Annotated in this window: 19 protein-coding genes and 1 other annotated feature; of the genes, 6 read left to right on the forward strand and 13 right to left on the reverse strand. The window is 36.9% G+C overall.

The window, feature by feature from the left end; all coding sequences use genetic code 11:
* Positions 1-128 precede the first annotated feature (128 nt).
* The 7 genes from A3IA_RS0101250 to A3IA_RS0101285 all read right to left on the reverse strand — a co-directional run bounded on the left by A3IA_RS0101250 (position 129) and on the right by A3IA_RS0101285 (position 2668).
* Positions 129-569 carry a hypothetical protein gene (locus A3IA_RS0101250; protein ID WP_018379531.1) on the reverse strand — a complete coding sequence of 147 codons (441 nt, stop codon included), beginning with the start codon at positions 567-569 and terminating at the stop codon, positions 129-131.
* A gap of 174 nt (positions 570-743) precedes the next feature.
* Positions 744-908, reverse strand: a complete 165-nt coding sequence (locus A3IA_RS11585; protein ID WP_039827267.1) for a hypothetical protein — start codon at positions 906-908, stop codon at positions 744-746.
* A gap of 448 nt (positions 909-1356) precedes the next feature.
* Complete coding sequence (locus A3IA_RS13195) at positions 1357-1530, reverse strand: hypothetical protein (protein ID WP_018379534.1); 174 nt, start codon at positions 1528-1530, stop codon at positions 1357-1359.
* Entirely contained in the window at positions 1530-1670 is a 141-nt protein-coding gene (locus A3IA_RS13200; RefSeq protein ID WP_018379535.1) for a hypothetical protein, read from the reverse strand. The genes A3IA_RS13195 and A3IA_RS13200 overlap by 1 nt, the downstream gene beginning before the upstream one ends.
* 3 nt (positions 1671-1673) lie before the next feature.
* Complete coding sequence (locus tag A3IA_RS0101275; RefSeq protein ID WP_018379536.1) at positions 1674-1985, reverse strand: hypothetical protein; 312 nt, start codon at positions 1983-1985, stop codon at positions 1674-1676.
* 172 nt (positions 1986-2157) lie between these two features.
* Positions 2158-2295 (reverse strand): hypothetical protein, encoded by a 138-nt coding sequence (locus A3IA_RS12840; protein WP_018379537.1) that lies wholly within the window; start codon positions 2293-2295, stop codon positions 2158-2160.
* A 175-nt stretch (positions 2296-2470) separates the two neighbouring features.
* Entirely contained in the window at positions 2471-2668 is a 198-nt protein-coding gene (locus tag A3IA_RS0101285) for a helix-turn-helix transcriptional regulator (protein ID WP_018379538.1), read from the reverse strand.
* Positions 2669-3345: 677 nt separating this feature from the next.
* Between A3IA_RS0101285 and A3IA_RS0101295 the strand changes: the two genes are divergently transcribed.
* The 3 genes from A3IA_RS0101295 to A3IA_RS0101305 are packed head-to-tail and all read left to right on the forward strand — an operon-like array spanning position 3346 to position 5225.
* Positions 3346-4152, forward strand: a complete 807-nt coding sequence (locus A3IA_RS0101295; protein WP_425314534.1) for an XRE family transcriptional regulator — start codon at positions 3346-3348, stop codon at positions 4150-4152.
* Between the two features lie 51 nt (positions 4153-4203).
* Positions 4204-4632, forward strand: a complete 429-nt coding sequence (locus A3IA_RS0101300) for a DUF4231 domain-containing protein (RefSeq protein ID WP_018379540.1) — start codon at positions 4204-4206, stop codon at positions 4630-4632.
* 2 nt (positions 4633-4634) lie between these two features.
* The gene (locus tag A3IA_RS0101305; RefSeq protein WP_018379541.1) at positions 4635-5225 is read left to right on the forward strand and encodes a TIR domain-containing protein; all 591 of its coding nucleotides are present in this window, start codon (positions 4635-4637) and stop codon (positions 5223-5225) included.
* A gap of 10 nt (positions 5226-5235) precedes the next feature.
* Here A3IA_RS0101305 and A3IA_RS0101310 read toward each other — a convergent pair whose 3' ends face one another.
* The gene (locus A3IA_RS0101310) at positions 5236-5418 is read right to left on the reverse strand and encodes a hypothetical protein (RefSeq protein WP_018379542.1); all 183 of its coding nucleotides are present in this window, start codon (positions 5416-5418) and stop codon (positions 5236-5238) included.
* 247 nt (positions 5419-5665) lie between these two features.
* Here A3IA_RS0101310 and A3IA_RS0101315 point away from each other — a divergent pair, with 247 nt between their 5' ends.
* Positions 5666-6229: an Ltp family lipoprotein gene (locus tag A3IA_RS0101315; protein ID WP_018379543.1), complete on the forward strand. Its 564-nt coding sequence runs from the start codon at positions 5666-5668 to the stop codon at positions 6227-6229.
* Positions 6230-6353: 124 nt separating this feature from the next.
* On the forward strand, positions 6354-7505 hold the full coding sequence (locus tag A3IA_RS0101320; protein ID WP_018379544.1) for a tyrosine-type recombinase/integrase: 1152 nt from the start codon (positions 6354-6356) through the stop codon (positions 7503-7505).
* 99 nt (positions 7506-7604) lie between these two features.
* Here the strand turns inward: A3IA_RS0101320 and rplL are convergent, their stop codons facing one another.
* The 4 genes from rplL to A3IA_RS0101340 all read right to left on the reverse strand — a co-directional run bounded on the left by rplL (position 7605) and on the right by A3IA_RS0101340 (position 11094).
* Positions 7605-7973 (reverse strand): 50S ribosomal protein L7/L12, encoded by a 369-nt coding sequence (rplL, locus tag A3IA_RS0101325; RefSeq protein WP_018379545.1) that lies wholly within the window; start codon positions 7971-7973, stop codon positions 7605-7607.
* Between the two features lie 74 nt (positions 7974-8047).
* Positions 8048-8551 (reverse strand): 50S ribosomal protein L10, encoded by a 504-nt coding sequence (rplJ, locus tag A3IA_RS0101330; RefSeq protein ID WP_018379546.1) that lies wholly within the window; start codon positions 8549-8551, stop codon positions 8048-8050.
* 32 nt (positions 8552-8583) lie between these two features.
* Positions 8584-8721: a sequence feature (ribosomal protein L10 leader region), on the reverse strand.
* Between the two features lie 113 nt (positions 8722-8834).
* Positions 8835-9446, reverse strand: a complete 612-nt coding sequence (locus tag A3IA_RS0101335) for a CadD family cadmium resistance transporter (protein ID WP_018379547.1) — start codon at positions 9444-9446, stop codon at positions 8835-8837.
* Between the two features lie 319 nt (positions 9447-9765).
* Positions 9766-11094 (reverse strand): NtaA/DmoA family FMN-dependent monooxygenase, encoded by a 1329-nt coding sequence (locus A3IA_RS0101340; protein ID WP_018379548.1) that lies wholly within the window; start codon positions 11092-11094, stop codon positions 9766-9768.
* A gap of 160 nt (positions 11095-11254) precedes the next feature.
* Here A3IA_RS0101340 and A3IA_RS0101345 point away from each other — a divergent pair, with 160 nt between their 5' ends.
* Complete coding sequence (locus tag A3IA_RS0101345; protein WP_018379549.1) at positions 11255-11626, forward strand: winged helix-turn-helix transcriptional regulator; 372 nt, start codon at positions 11255-11257, stop codon at positions 11624-11626.
* Between the two features lie 421 nt (positions 11627-12047).
* Here A3IA_RS0101345 and A3IA_RS0101350 read toward each other — a convergent pair whose 3' ends face one another.
* Positions 12048-12884: an alpha/beta fold hydrolase gene (locus A3IA_RS0101350; protein ID WP_018379550.1), complete on the reverse strand. Its 837-nt coding sequence runs from the start codon at positions 12882-12884 to the stop codon at positions 12048-12050.
* Positions 12885-12969: the final 85 nt, after the last annotated feature.

Below are 12969 nucleotides of genomic sequence, written 5' to 3' on the forward strand. Positions count from 1 at the left end.
TTTTTCTTTAAGCAAATCTGAAGATGAAGGCAATAAAGCATTCAAATCTTCAATTGCGATTCTGTAATTAGCGACTCTTTCTCGGCTAGGAGAGGGTCGCTTTTGTGAATAAGGGTATTTTTTAGGTCTCATCTCGTCAATTCCTCCAATCGTTTATCGTAGCTTTCTAAAAATAGGTTCTTGAAATTGGTATAGAATTCTTGTGCTAAATCATACTCGTCTCTAGTTAGTTCTTTATTGAGTTTTTTTCCAAAAATGTTCAATACTAAGTGTCTGATGTTATTATGAATCTCACCATGATAAACTTTACAATACTTAGTTTCTTTTGTTACTTCATTAGTTACTGGAACGTTAGTAAATACCGATTTCAAAGGGTGTGGATTATAGCGAATTGTGTTGTTATCTAACTTTTTAACAACTTCTGGATACTTAGCATTGATAGGCTCCAACAAATCCGTATTAAAGCTAACTGTGTTAAAAAGACTCGCTTCAGTGATGGGCTTTTCTGCCATACGTTCTTTAATTAATTGGTCTAGTTCTTCTTCAGTTAATGTGTAAGTTTTAGTCATGTGTTCCTCCAATTTTGAGTACACAAAAAGCGCACTCTTTGATATGTGTGTTTGACAAATAAGAGTACGCTTTATATAATAAAAACGTGCTCGTATTTGTTATGAATATGGGTGCGATGCACTCTGTATAACCTAAACTTTGGCGAGGGAAGGTTATATAGAGTTTTATTTTTTTTACCTCAATCGGTCGGCAAATTCTTCAACCGCTTTTACTACCAAATCAACTCTAGTCATGTCAGCTTTTTCAGCCGTTTTGTTTATCATGTCTAATTCTTTTTGTGTCAAGCGGAACTCAATGCGTTTTTCACGTTTTTCACCGGCTTTTATTGGTCGCCCCATTTTTGCCAAATCTGTCACCTAAATAAATCAAGTAGCAGATTTATAATACTTAATGCTAAAGCAATACTTGCGATAATCAATGACCGTTTATCTTTATCCATTGTTATTCTGCTTGGAGCTATGCTATAATCAAAGTATACGAAACTACCGAGGGCTTTCGCCCTCAGGTCTCGTCCTAAGCTTATTCGAGGAACTCTTTAACCAATTTGATAAGTTCGATGATGACAATTATCAAACTTATCTTATCACTGGTTGAGAGTTTTTCTTTTCGCTTGTCTTTTCGACTTCGCATAGCTCCACTTCCTTTCTGTTGGATTTGGTTAATTTCTTAACCATGATTTTATTATACTTTATTCCGTGCATTAAGTCAATACTTTTGCACGGATTTTTTTATTTTTTTCTTCCAACGCACCCATATTCAATTGTCAAAGGACTATCTAAATCTTATTTACAAACCAACTGCTTCATCCAATTTATCTAACGTCGTCTTCGTAACCAATCCCCACTTGATAAGCAAGTCGTATCGTTCTGCTTTGTCGTACAACTCGTTATACTCCTGTGTCAAACGTTGATTTTCATCACGAAGAAAGTTGTTGTCGCTAATCAATTCTTGTGTGTTCATCACATCACTCCTGAATAAGTCTTGACATTAAGCAATAGATTTTTTAAACGTGTTTTTTCTTGTTCCGAAATATCTGCTTTGTCGATAAATTTTGAAATAAGCATAAATGCCTTTTGTACTCTAGTTTTTTTGTTAAACATGTTTTATACTCCTATTTGATTTTCAAATTTGATATTTTCTAACATTTCAGCTAGTGTTTCTTTTCTAGATTTGTATCTGTTGCGTGATTTCCATTTAATGAATAATTTGAAACCCTCGTAATCAATAAAGACAATTTTGTGGGTTGGGTTGAGTACGAACTGTCTAAAATCTGGATGCTCTCTCATTTCTGCAGCCCATTGTTTAGCTGTCCCAACCGTCAAACCCTCCCAAATCTGACAAAGATGTTTGTAATCACCATGTGTTGCCTTTTCGTTGATGTCAACAGGTCTATAAGTAATTTCTGCTTTTGGCATTTCTTACCTCCAATCTGTGATATAATTAAGTAAATATTTTTTTGTTTAGAGTCCGATTGCAGTCGGACTTTTTGTTATAATAAGCATAAAAACTACTAAAAGAATTACTTATACTATCAAGCTAGCACCATCTTCAGCTAGCTTTTCTTTTTTTCATTTATGTGTATCTTTTCTACTCCTCTTCTAACTCCTGCAACAAGACCATACGAATATAGCCCGCAACAGTGATACCGCGCTTACTGCTTTCAGCTCTCAAGCGTTCTAGCAAGTCACTCGGTAGCTTAAACGTAAACATCGTCATACGCTGCATATCATTCTCCTTTCCTATCTGGGGTTAATAAGTTTAATCTTTTGTCAAGAGAAAAGATTAAACTTTTTATATGCGTAGTATATAAACGATTTTCAAACGTTTTGTTACTCATCCTTGGTAATTTTGATGAACCTAGTATTATTTGAATAAACTCAACTAACGCGGTTAAACCGTGTTAGTTTGGCAAAAATTTAATATCAGCATAACTGACATTAAATAAAAGTTCTATTTTATCAATTTGAGGGACATCAGGATAACTCTTGCCATTTTCCCATTTACTCCATGTTGAGGGAGAAATTTTCAGCTTTTTAGCAACGTCTTCCTGTGTCATTCCTGCTTTAATACGTAAGATTTTCAATGTTATCTTCTCCAATTTTGCCCTCCTTCCTACACTAAGAAAGTGATAATGATAACGGCGATAGTCAAGGCAATCAAAGACCAAAAAGTGACTTTATAAGTTTTATCTTGCATTGTTGATACCTCTTATTGTATAATGAAAACAAGCATATAGTAGTTAGGGGCTTTCGCCCCGTCTACTATTTGAATAATTTTTCGATTAAGTTTAGTAACGTTATGATTAAGTTGATGAGTGCGATTATCAAGTTTATCAATTGTTCGTTGCTAAGCTTTTTCTTTTTGCTTCGGCGACTTTTCATTAATTAATCCTTTCTGTTAGTTTCCTTGTCTAAGATTGCCTTTCTCAACCTTACAAGATAATTATAACACGGTTTAACCGTGTTGTCAATACAAAAACAATGATTTTTTTCTTTTTTTATATATTTTTTGACAAAAACACGGTTTAAACGTTATAATGTAAACACACAGGAGGTGAAAGAAATGAGCGGTTCACTAGGAAATAAAGAAATAATGGCTAGCAATATCAGAAGACACTTAGATAGCCTTGGATTAAATGTAAAAGATTTTTCAAAGATATTAGATTTTAAATATAGTACAGTTTTAGACTGGGTTAATGCTAAAACGTATCCTAGAATTGATAAAATTGAAATCATGGCTAACTTCTTCGGAGTTGAAAAGTCTGATTTAGTAGAATTGTATTCTTCAAAGCCAGAAACCTCACCACACGTAAATAACGCCACCGTAGCTGAAAACATTAAACTATATAGGAAACAAACGAAGCTTACCCAAAAAGAATTGGCTACAAAACTCGGCATTGCTCCGACAGCTGTATCAGCTTGGGAATTGGGACGTAACAAACCTCTCATGGATAATATAGAACACATGGCAAGTATATTCGGAATAGCCAAATCTACATTACTAGGCGAAACGTTAACAGAATTATCCACCTCACCAGACGCAAATAACGCCACCGTACAGGCAATAAAGGACAAAGTAGTACAATTGCACCCTGAGCGCCAGAAAAACGTTCTAGAGTATACCACGGAGCAATTAAACCAACAAAACACAGTAGAAAACAGTACGGATACAGTAGACGAACCTACCATCTACTACACCTACGACTACTACGACCAAGCACTATCTGCTGGTACAGGTCAATATCTAAACAATGTTCAAGTGGAACAAATTGAATTGCCAGTAGATATTGACGCTGATTTTGTCGTGCCTATATACGGTGATTCTATGGAGCCTGACTATCATTCTGGCGATTATGTTTTCGTAAAACTATCTGTTGACCTCATAGACGGCGACATAGGTGTCTTTGAATACTACGGTGACGCATATATCAAACAGTTAGTTATCAACGAAAATAGCGCATTTCTACACAGTCTAAACAAAAACTACGACGATATACCAATCGACAAAGACAGCGACTTTAGAATTATCGGTGAAGTTGTTGGAAGCTACTCGGAAAAAGAAAAACCATCGCTGATGAAGTGATGGTGAAAGAAGGATTTAGGGATATTATGGGGATGTAAGGAGGGAGTCCTATTGGATGAACAAGAATATCTTGAATCAAGGCTTTACGACCAAATAAAATGGTACGATACCAAAAGCCAAGATCATCAAAAACGATATAAATGCCTTAAAAGGATTGAAGTCATTTTAGGCTTTATCATCCCTATCTTGACTACTGCAAGGTTTCCATTTTTTGAAATTCTATCTGCACTTTGTGCTGGAGGAATGTTGCTTTGTGAAAGTTTCATATCCATATCAAAACATCGCGACAACTGGATTGATTATCGGAGAACTGCAGAGCTTTTGAAACAAGAAAAACATATGTTTTTAACCAAGACAGGCGTCTATAAAAACGAACCAGATGCTTTTGCATTATTGGTTGAAAGAGCAGAAACGATTATTTCTAGTGAAAATATAAATTGGGCAAATTTACAAACAGATACCGCCCAAAGAAAGGAGTAAAAGTGACAAAACATAAATGTTTCATCTCGTTTAAATCTCAAGATATCGTATACAAAGAATATATCCAAAATCACCTGAATGTAGATATGATTGATAAATCTTTAAACGAACCTATCCAATCTTATGATGAAGACTATATCATGAGAAAAATACGAGAAGACTACTTAAAAGACTCTACGGTTACAATACATCTTATTGGACAATATAGTGCAGAAAATAGCTGGGTTAATCAAAATTATATCAAAAGAGAATTGCAAGCCTCTCTTTCAAACACAAGTGCTGGAGGTAGGAACGGAATTCTAGGTGTCATTTTACCAGATTTGTATGATGAAGTTTATAGAGGAGAGCAAGCATGTTTCACTTGCGGAAACAATCATAGTGTAGTAGCAATAAATGACAGTACTACCGTTAGTGAATTTAGCTATAATTACTACTTACCATTAGACAATGACAAGCATGTTTGGTCAGAAGAAGATAGATACTGTGTGCTTGTTAAATGGAGTGATTTCATAAAAGCCCCTAATGAATATATTAATCAAGCCTATGATAAACGATTCTCTGAGATTACAAAAAAAATAAAGGTCAGACCCTAACGGTCTAACCTTAAAGAATTTCATAAGTTTTAGAAAAAATATCTGGTTTTACAGGGTAGCGCTCGCCGTTAACACCAGTGATAATCCAATCGCCTGCGGATGCTTTCATCGTTCCTTCTAAGGTTTCGATGTATTGAACTTCATCAGCTTGCTCTGCTTCAACAACTACCGGAATCTTTCTAACTTTCACCATATCAATCACCTGCCTACTATTTTTGATTATATTATAGCATAATTTAAAGCAAAAAATCCCCAAACTCTCACCGACCAAAGCTGAAAGACAGCGATTTTAGAATTATTGGTGAAGTTGTTGGAAAATATTCGGATAACTAAAAAACATCGCTGATAAAGTGATGGGAAAGAGAATTCTTGGGACTAATTAAAAAAATAAATGTGCAACAGTTTGATCCACGTTAAAAGCTAACTAGAAAGGAAATGTTATGAAAAAGAAACATTTTGTTATTTTAGGTACAGCCGTTCTTTTAGGAACAGCTTCTATTGCACATGTTGATATTCCTTTTTCGCAACCACAAACGGTTGTTTATGCAGCGACTAAAGAACAAAAGAATGCTGTTCGTTCTGCTAAAAGCTACGCTAAAACGATGCACATGTCTAAGCAACGCATCTATGATCAATTAACATCAGAATTTGATAAATTTTCTGAAGAGGATGCTCAATATGCTGTTGATAACATTAAAGTTAACTATAAAAAGAATGCTTTGAAGTCAGCTAAAAGTTATTCTAAGACCATGCATATGTCTAAGCAAGGCATCTACGACCAACTTATTTCGGATGCTGGTGATAAATTTACCGAAGAAGAAGCTCAGTACGCTGTTGACAAACTAAAGGTTGACTATAAAAAGAATGCCCTAAAATCAGCTAAAAGTTATCAAAAAAATATGGCTATGTCTACAGATGCCATTTACGATCAACTAATTTCTGAATATGGTGATAAATTTACCGAGGAAGAAGCTCAGTACGCTGTCGACAATTTAGAAGAATAAACAAAAAATCCCCACACTCTCGGCCGGCAAGCTTGAGTGTAGGGAATAAATCGTACAATAAAGACAGGCATTAAAAAGCCCTCTTTATTGTACCCATTTTAACATAGAAATGAGGTAAAAAGCAATGTGGATTGAAGAACTATCCAACGGTAAATACAAATATTTTGAAAGATACAAAGACCCTTATACAGAAAAATGGAAAAAAGTATCTATCACTTTAGACAGTAGAACATCAAGAGCTAAAAAAGAAGCCCAAAAACTATTAGAAGAAAAAATTGCTGAAAAACTGCAAAATCTGACAACCACTGATTTACTGTTTGAAAATATCATTGATGATTGGTGGAATCTACATAAAAAATCTATAAAGCCATCAACTGAAAAAACAATGATCTACGCTGTAAATGAAGTCAGAAAAAATTTCGCTCCTGGAATCAAAATAAAAAATATTACTCCTAAATATACTCAGCAGTACTTTACAAATTCAGCATATAATCTTATTAAATTAAGAAAGCATAAATCCGTGCTAAGCATGGTATTTAATTACGCTTTAGATTTAGAGTTGATTCTTTCCAATCCAATAGAACGTGTAAGATTACCTAAAAAAGTAATCACATACGAAGAAATGGAACGTATCGAAGACAAGTATCTAGAGCAAGAGGAACTACAAAGATTACTTGAAGCTATGAAAAACTATAACCGTGGCTATTATGTTGCCCGCATGGCTGAATTTATGTCTCTAAACGGATGCCGTGTTGGTGAAGCTGGCGCTCTTAAGTTTGAAAACTACGATAAAGAAAACCGTACTATAACAATAAATGGCACTCTTGATCCGACTAGAAAAGGTTCTGAAGGTGTAAAATCAACACCTAAGACTGCTGCCTCTATCCGTGTAATCGACCTTACCAACAAAGAAATTGAAATCATAGAAGAGTTTATCCAACTACATGATTTAAGAAAACATACTAATCCAAACTACAAAGACATGGGCTTCATATTTGTCTCATCGAATGGTATTCCTATCGGCAAATCATCTTTAAATATCTTGATGAAAAAAGCCAACGAAACATTAGATGAACCAATAAAAAAGCCTCTACACCCCCATATTTTACGCCACACACTAATTAGTACATTGGCTGAGCATAATATCCCCCTAAAAGCGATAACGCAACGTGTAGGACACAAGGACAACGGAAAAACAACTATGGAAATCTATACCCATGTTACTAAAAATATTAAATCGCAAGTCGTTGATGTTCTCGATAAACTTTATCAATAGTTTGCCCCTTTTTTGCCCCTTTTCAGGTAAAATAAAAAACCGCTACTCATGAGAATAGCGGTTTAATCATATTTTTAAGCTGGTGGGCTATAAAAATGATTATTTAAGAGTAACTGAAGCACCTGCTGCTTCAAGTTTTTCTTTGATTTCGTTAGCTTCTGCTTCTGAAGCACCTTCTTTGATAACTGATGGTGCGCCATCAACGATAGCTTTAGCTTCTTTAAGTCCTTCGCCTGTGATTTCACGAACAACTTTGATAACGCCAACTTTTTTGTCGCCAGCAGATGTCAATTCAACGTCGAATGAATCTTTAGCAGCACCTGCGTCAGCACCACCAGCAGCTGCAGCAGCTACAGGAGCAGCAGCAGTTACACCAAATTCTTCTTCGATAGCTTTTACAAGATCGTTAAGTTCAAGAATAGTAGCTTCTTTAATTTCAGCAATAATGTTTTCAATGTTCAATGCCATTGTAATTTCCTCCAAGTATAGATGATATAATATAGTATGTTTGTAACCTTAGGCTACGAGTTGCGAAGAGATGCTTATGCAGCACCGTCTTCGTCTTTTTCTGCAACAGCTTTGACAGCATATGCAACGTTGCGAACTGGCGCTTGAAGAACAGAAAGGAGCATAGATAGCATACCTTCTTTGTTTGGAAGTGATGCAAGAGCGTTGATTTCTTCCACAGATGTGAACGAACCATCAACAACACCACCTTTAATTTCAAGAGCTTCTGCATCTTTAGCGAATTCGCTGATAACTTTAGCTGGAGCAATAACATCTTCGTTTGAAAATGCTACAGCAGATGGTCCAACAAAAAGTTCTTTAAGTTCTGAAAGTCCAGCTTCTTCAGCAGCACGTGACAAGATTGAGTTTTTAATCACTTTAAACTCAACATCGCTTTCACGAAGATTACGACGAAGTACAGTATCTTGATCAACTGTAAGTCCACGAGAATCTACAACCACGATAGATGCTGCAGCTTTCATTTTCTCAGCAACAACTGAGACTTGTTCAGCCTTTTTAGCAATAATTGCTTCACTCATTAGTAGTTTTACCTCCGTTTTTATTTTTTGGGCTAGGCACAAAAAAATCGCACCTAAACCTAGACACGAAAGTACAATACGTTACAAAAATCTTAGTGACGTTTTGTGCCTCGGCAGGATGCTTATGAGTTGAACTCCCCTGCTGTCTTAGGTCAGTTTTATCTTAAAACCTCATCTATATTATCATGATTGACAAGTTAATGCAAGACTTTTCTACGATTTTTTTGATTTTTTGCAATTCGCTAGCTTCAAGTGGTCAAAGGATTTGGTATTTTTCTTCTGTTTAAAGGATTTCCAAAAAATGCTGAATCGTACCATTTTCGATTAGGATATAAATTCCTAGTCCTATGAAAACTAGTGGCAGGAACCATTTTTCCAGATTTTCTACTATCCGACTCATTAGCGATGTAGCTGCCACTTGATAAGTGAGCCAATTTAAAATGAAGATGGCTACTATAAATACCAGTATTACTAGGCTAACCTCTTGAGAGGACATACCCGAAAAATATGGAATATAGACACCCAGATTATCACCACCAGCTGCAAGAGTTAGACTTGTCACAGTCACTGCTAAATACTTCCCTCGATGAAGCTGAGCCATTACTTCTTCTGTCTCATCATCATTTTCATCTTTATCAATCATAGCAAAGCGAATACCTAAGGCAATAGGAATAAGCCCCAACAACCCAATCATCCAATCTTCTGGAATAAAATGAAACAGATAGGCAATTACAAGACTGACAATCACAAGCAATGAAATGCCAATATATTGCCCAATGAGAACCTTCAAAAACTGCTTTCGTCCCAAACTAGCAAAAACAATGAGGAGTAAGACAACATAATCAATACTTGTCGATATAAAGACAGCCAAAGCTGAAAAAAGAGTTTGAAACATATGCTCTCCCATGACTTTGTTTAGTTATAGTTTTTTGAATTAACTTTGATACATAGTCACTTTCGACTTGCCGTACGCATGCTCAATGAAAAGCAAAAGCAGACTAGGCAACACCAATACAGATAGAACTGTCTTCAGCAAATCAAGTCAACAAGGTCTGCTTTTATTTTTCGAAGAGTATCAAGTGCTGTCCACGTTTTTCTGTCCCTCGTTCTGAAAGTTAATTCAGTTGACTATACTACAACTATATGAAAGATTTTTTACAAAGTCAACAAATGAAAAAAGATAAAAGATCTAACTCTCTTACCTTTTTGAAATTCTATTCTTCTCTCAAGCCATACTGATAAGGCAAGTCCAAATTCTCACGAAGTGTCGCTCCTTCATAATCTTTATGGAAAATACCACGTTCCTGTAAAATTGGAACAACCTCTTCTACAAAACGTTTCACTCCATCATGCGCTAAATCGGGGACAATAGAGAAACCGTCTGTTGCACCTGATTCAAACCATTCTTGTAGAAAATCTGCGACATCCTTTGCTGTACCAACAACAACAGGATGATAGTTGATTACTCCCATAGCTAAGGTATCCATTGGAGAGTACCCCTCTCTAAGCAATTCAACTGCTCTTTTAGAACGAGGGTCTTGCCAATGTGCCTGCAACATCTCTTTAACGCCTTGTGGAAGGGGACGCTCAACATCCAAACTCTTGAGATTGATACCAACCATAGCTGACAAGTAGTCTAAACGCTGCTTCGTTTCTTCTGGGTCAAAAGCCATCAGTTGACGACGACGTGCCAAAGCCTCCTCACGTGTGTCGGCAATGGTAAACATAAATCCTGTAAATATGTTAATATCATCGGCTGAACGACCGTGATCGACAGCGCTTTGACGGAGTATTTCCCGATATTCACGTGATTCTTCAACCGTAAATGGATTAGCATAAACCCCTGAAGCAAAACGGCCCGCAAGTCTTATCCCCTCACCACTTGGCCCAGCTTGAAAAATAGCTGGCTGTCCTTGTTCAGATGGTGGAATTGGCAAAGGTCCCATTGTTGAAAGGTGTTGCCCTTGATAGTGAACTGGTTTAATCTGTGAGCTATCTGCAAATTGCCCTGTTTCCTTATCATGTTTATAGGCATTCTCTCCCCATGAGCCCCATAATGATTGAACAGCTTCAATCATTTCATGAGCCCTCTCATAACGCTCGGCACGATTAGCAATGTGGGTTCCAAAATTCGCTGCTGTTTGAGGAGTCGAAGTTGTAACGGCATTCCACCCCACTCGGCCATGACTAATAACATCTAAGGCTTTTAAATGTCGAGCTAGATTATAGGGTTCATTAAAAGTTGTCGAAAAGGTTCCCACTAATCCGATATGTGACGTAGCACGCGCTACAGACGTCATTGCAATCAACGGATCCATTGAATGCATGGGCGTGTTCGTCTCTAAGTCATTAACTAAAGCTGGAGTATCAGCCATAAAAAGCGCATGAATTTTCCCTTTTTCAGCTAATTGCGCCAATTCAACATAGAGATCCATATCCGAGTAGGCATCTGCCTTAGCTTTGGGTAATCGCCAAGTTTTAAATTCACCACCATAGCCTGATACCATTTGTAAGACAATTTTCATTTGTTTTTGTGAAGTCATTTTTTATTCTCTTTTCTCTTTTTTTGATAAAATAAGTCTATCACCGACCTGATTAGTTGTGAAGACGGCAATATTTTACGACCAGGTACACTTTTGTGTTGAAATCATTCCTTTCAGGCTTTCAACCAATCAGGTTAATTAACGATTATTGAGGTATGCTATGGCTAAAATCTGTCCAAAAGGATTTCATGAAGAAGATTTAGAAAATCCAACACCCATTTTTCATCTGTTATATACGCAAAATATCATGACGGGACGCTGGAAATTGATGATTTTAGATTATCTAACAGATGAAGATAAACGCTTTAGTGACATTCAGCGCCATCTCGGAGGGCTATCCCAAGGGTCACTCACTAAACAACTCAAAGAGATGGAACACGATCAATTGATTAACCGTTGTGTCTATCCAGAAGTACCACCTAGAGTGGAATATTCACTAACTGATAAAGGAAGAGACCTTTTACCCATTTTAGAATTGATGGTTGCTTATGGTGAAAAATACACTAATACTAAAATGCTCAAGAATAAATAGCAGCCGCTAAAAATAGCAACTGTTAAGGACAAGCTGTTAATGTTTTTGACTGATAGTAATATGCAATCTAATCCAGAATCGTGTCCCCACTTGAGACGAGAAGATTTGAGTAAAAGCTGTAAGCCAAAGATAAATGCCTGACACAAAACATAAAAAACGAGCAAGATAGCATTCTGTCCAAGAGAAAAAACTATCTTGTTCGCTTTTTTTATAGCCCTATCAACCTCATATAGATAGGAAAGAGTTTATAAAATAAAAATCTTCTTGTCCCAGACTTCTTATTTGTTTTGAGTATTACTGCTAGTGGCCCATCACTAATCAATTAAACCAGATGGTACGACTTACCATCTACTAGTAACATTCATCAACAGTAGATTTCAAAAATTCATTTTGAGGAAATGTCAGCATTATTTTGTCCGCTTTAGGCTGCCAAAAAAGCTAGCAATTCTTTTGAAAATTCATCGGCATATTGGAAAATAGAGCCATGACCCGCATTCGGATAGATGATCAGTTTACTTCCTTTGATTTTCTCATGCATATCATAAGAATTTTCAGTCGGAACCTGCATGTCCTTGTCCCCATTGACAATCAAGGTTGGTTGCGTGATATAGCTTAAGTCATCTACAGCGGCTTTCCCCCAACGCTTAATGGCTTTTAGCTGTGTGAGGAAACCAAGCACCTTCATCTCCTTGTCGGCATGAGCAGCACTTCTCATTCCCATGCGTCCCAAGACCTTCTCTGCTTCGATACGACCTTGTTCATCATGATTATAGAAGATATAACGCTTCGGATCAGTCCGCTCAAGAGCTGCTCTTAGCATATAGCGAAAGGTCTTTCCAGTCACCTTATCGACTTCTTTACCCCCACGAGGGCCTGTCCCTGCTAAAATCAAGCGATTGACCAAGCGGCTATCTAGACGAACCATTTCCTGCGCAATCATCCCGCCCATAGACAATCCAAGTAGGTTAATCCGCTCGTAACCCAAAGCTTTCACAATGGCAATCGCCTGCTCTGCCATACCAGGAATGGTAGGTGCGACCTTGCCTTGACTAGCTCCGACACCGGGCAAATCAAGCACAATCAAGTGTTGCTTTTCCGCAATCAAATCGAGTAATCTTGGATCCCAATTGTCCAAGGTTGCTGCTAAATGCACCAACATCACAAGTGGCAAGTCTGACTTTCCCTTGCCAAGCTCTCGATAAGCAATCTGATTGCCTGCTAGCTGTATATAGTTATTTTTGGTTGTAATATAAGACATCATTTTCTCCTAACTATAGTCTTTTGAATGAATTTTGATACATCGTCACTTTCGACTTGCCGTACTCATAGTCAATGAAAATCAA

Source organism: Streptococcus thoraltensis DSM 12221 (genome assembly GCF_000380145.1).
GTDB classification, from domain to species: domain Bacteria; phylum Bacillota; class Bacilli; order Lactobacillales; family Streptococcaceae; genus Streptococcus; species Streptococcus thoraltensis.

What these genes read in the sequence shown, in the direction of transcription:
- A3IA_RS0101275 (WP_018379536.1), bottom strand. Translation starts at nt 1,985, where the DNA reads ATGCCAAAAGCAGAAATTACTTATAGACCTGTTGACATCAACGAAAAG.
- A3IA_RS13195 (WP_018379534.1), bottom strand. Translation starts at nt 1,530, where the DNA reads ATGAACACACAAGAATTGATTAGCGACAACAACTTTCTTCGTGATGAA.
- A3IA_RS0101345 (WP_018379549.1), top strand. Translation starts at nt 11,255, where the DNA reads ATGGCTAAAATCTGTCCAAAAGGATTTCATGAAGAAGATTTAGAAAAT.
- A3IA_RS0101250 (WP_018379531.1), bottom strand. Translation starts at nt 569, where the DNA reads ATGACTAAAACTTACACATTAACTGAAGAAGAACTAGACCAATTAATT.
- A3IA_RS13200 (WP_018379535.1), bottom strand. Translation starts at nt 1,670, where the DNA reads ATGTTTAACAAAAAAACTAGAGTACAAAAGGCATTTATGCTTATTTCA.
- A3IA_RS11585 (WP_039827267.1), bottom strand. Translation starts at nt 908, where the DNA reads ATGGGGCGACCAATAAAAGCCGGTGAAAAACGTGAAAAACGCATTGAG.
- A3IA_RS0101310 (WP_018379542.1), bottom strand. Translation starts at nt 5,418, where the DNA reads ATGGTGAAAGTTAGAAAGATTCCGGTAGTTGTTGAAGCAGAGCAAGCT.
- A3IA_RS0101350 (WP_018379550.1), bottom strand. Translation starts at nt 12,884, where the DNA reads ATGTCTTATATTACAACCAAAAATAACTATATACAGCTAGCAGGCAAT.
- A3IA_RS0101315 (WP_018379543.1), top strand. Translation starts at nt 5,666, where the DNA reads ATGAAAAAGAAACATTTTGTTATTTTAGGTACAGCCGTTCTTTTAGGA.
- rplJ (WP_018379546.1), bottom strand. Translation starts at nt 8,551, where the DNA reads ATGAGTGAAGCAATTATTGCTAAAAAGGCTGAACAAGTCTCAGTTGTT.
- A3IA_RS0101320 (WP_018379544.1), top strand. Translation starts at nt 6,354, where the DNA reads ATGTGGATTGAAGAACTATCCAACGGTAAATACAAATATTTTGAAAGA.
- rplL (WP_018379545.1), bottom strand. Translation starts at nt 7,973, where the DNA reads ATGGCATTGAACATTGAAAACATTATTGCTGAAATTAAAGAAGCTACT.
- A3IA_RS0101340 (WP_018379548.1), bottom strand. Translation starts at nt 11,094, where the DNA reads ATGACTTCACAAAAACAAATGAAAATTGTCTTACAAATGGTATCAGGC.
- A3IA_RS0101335 (WP_018379547.1), bottom strand. Translation starts at nt 9,446, where the DNA reads ATGTTTCAAACTCTTTTTTCAGCTTTGGCTGTCTTTATATCGACAAGT.
- A3IA_RS12840 (WP_018379537.1), bottom strand. Translation starts at nt 2,295, where the DNA reads ATGCAGCGTATGACGATGTTTACGTTTAAGCTACCGAGTGACTTGCTA.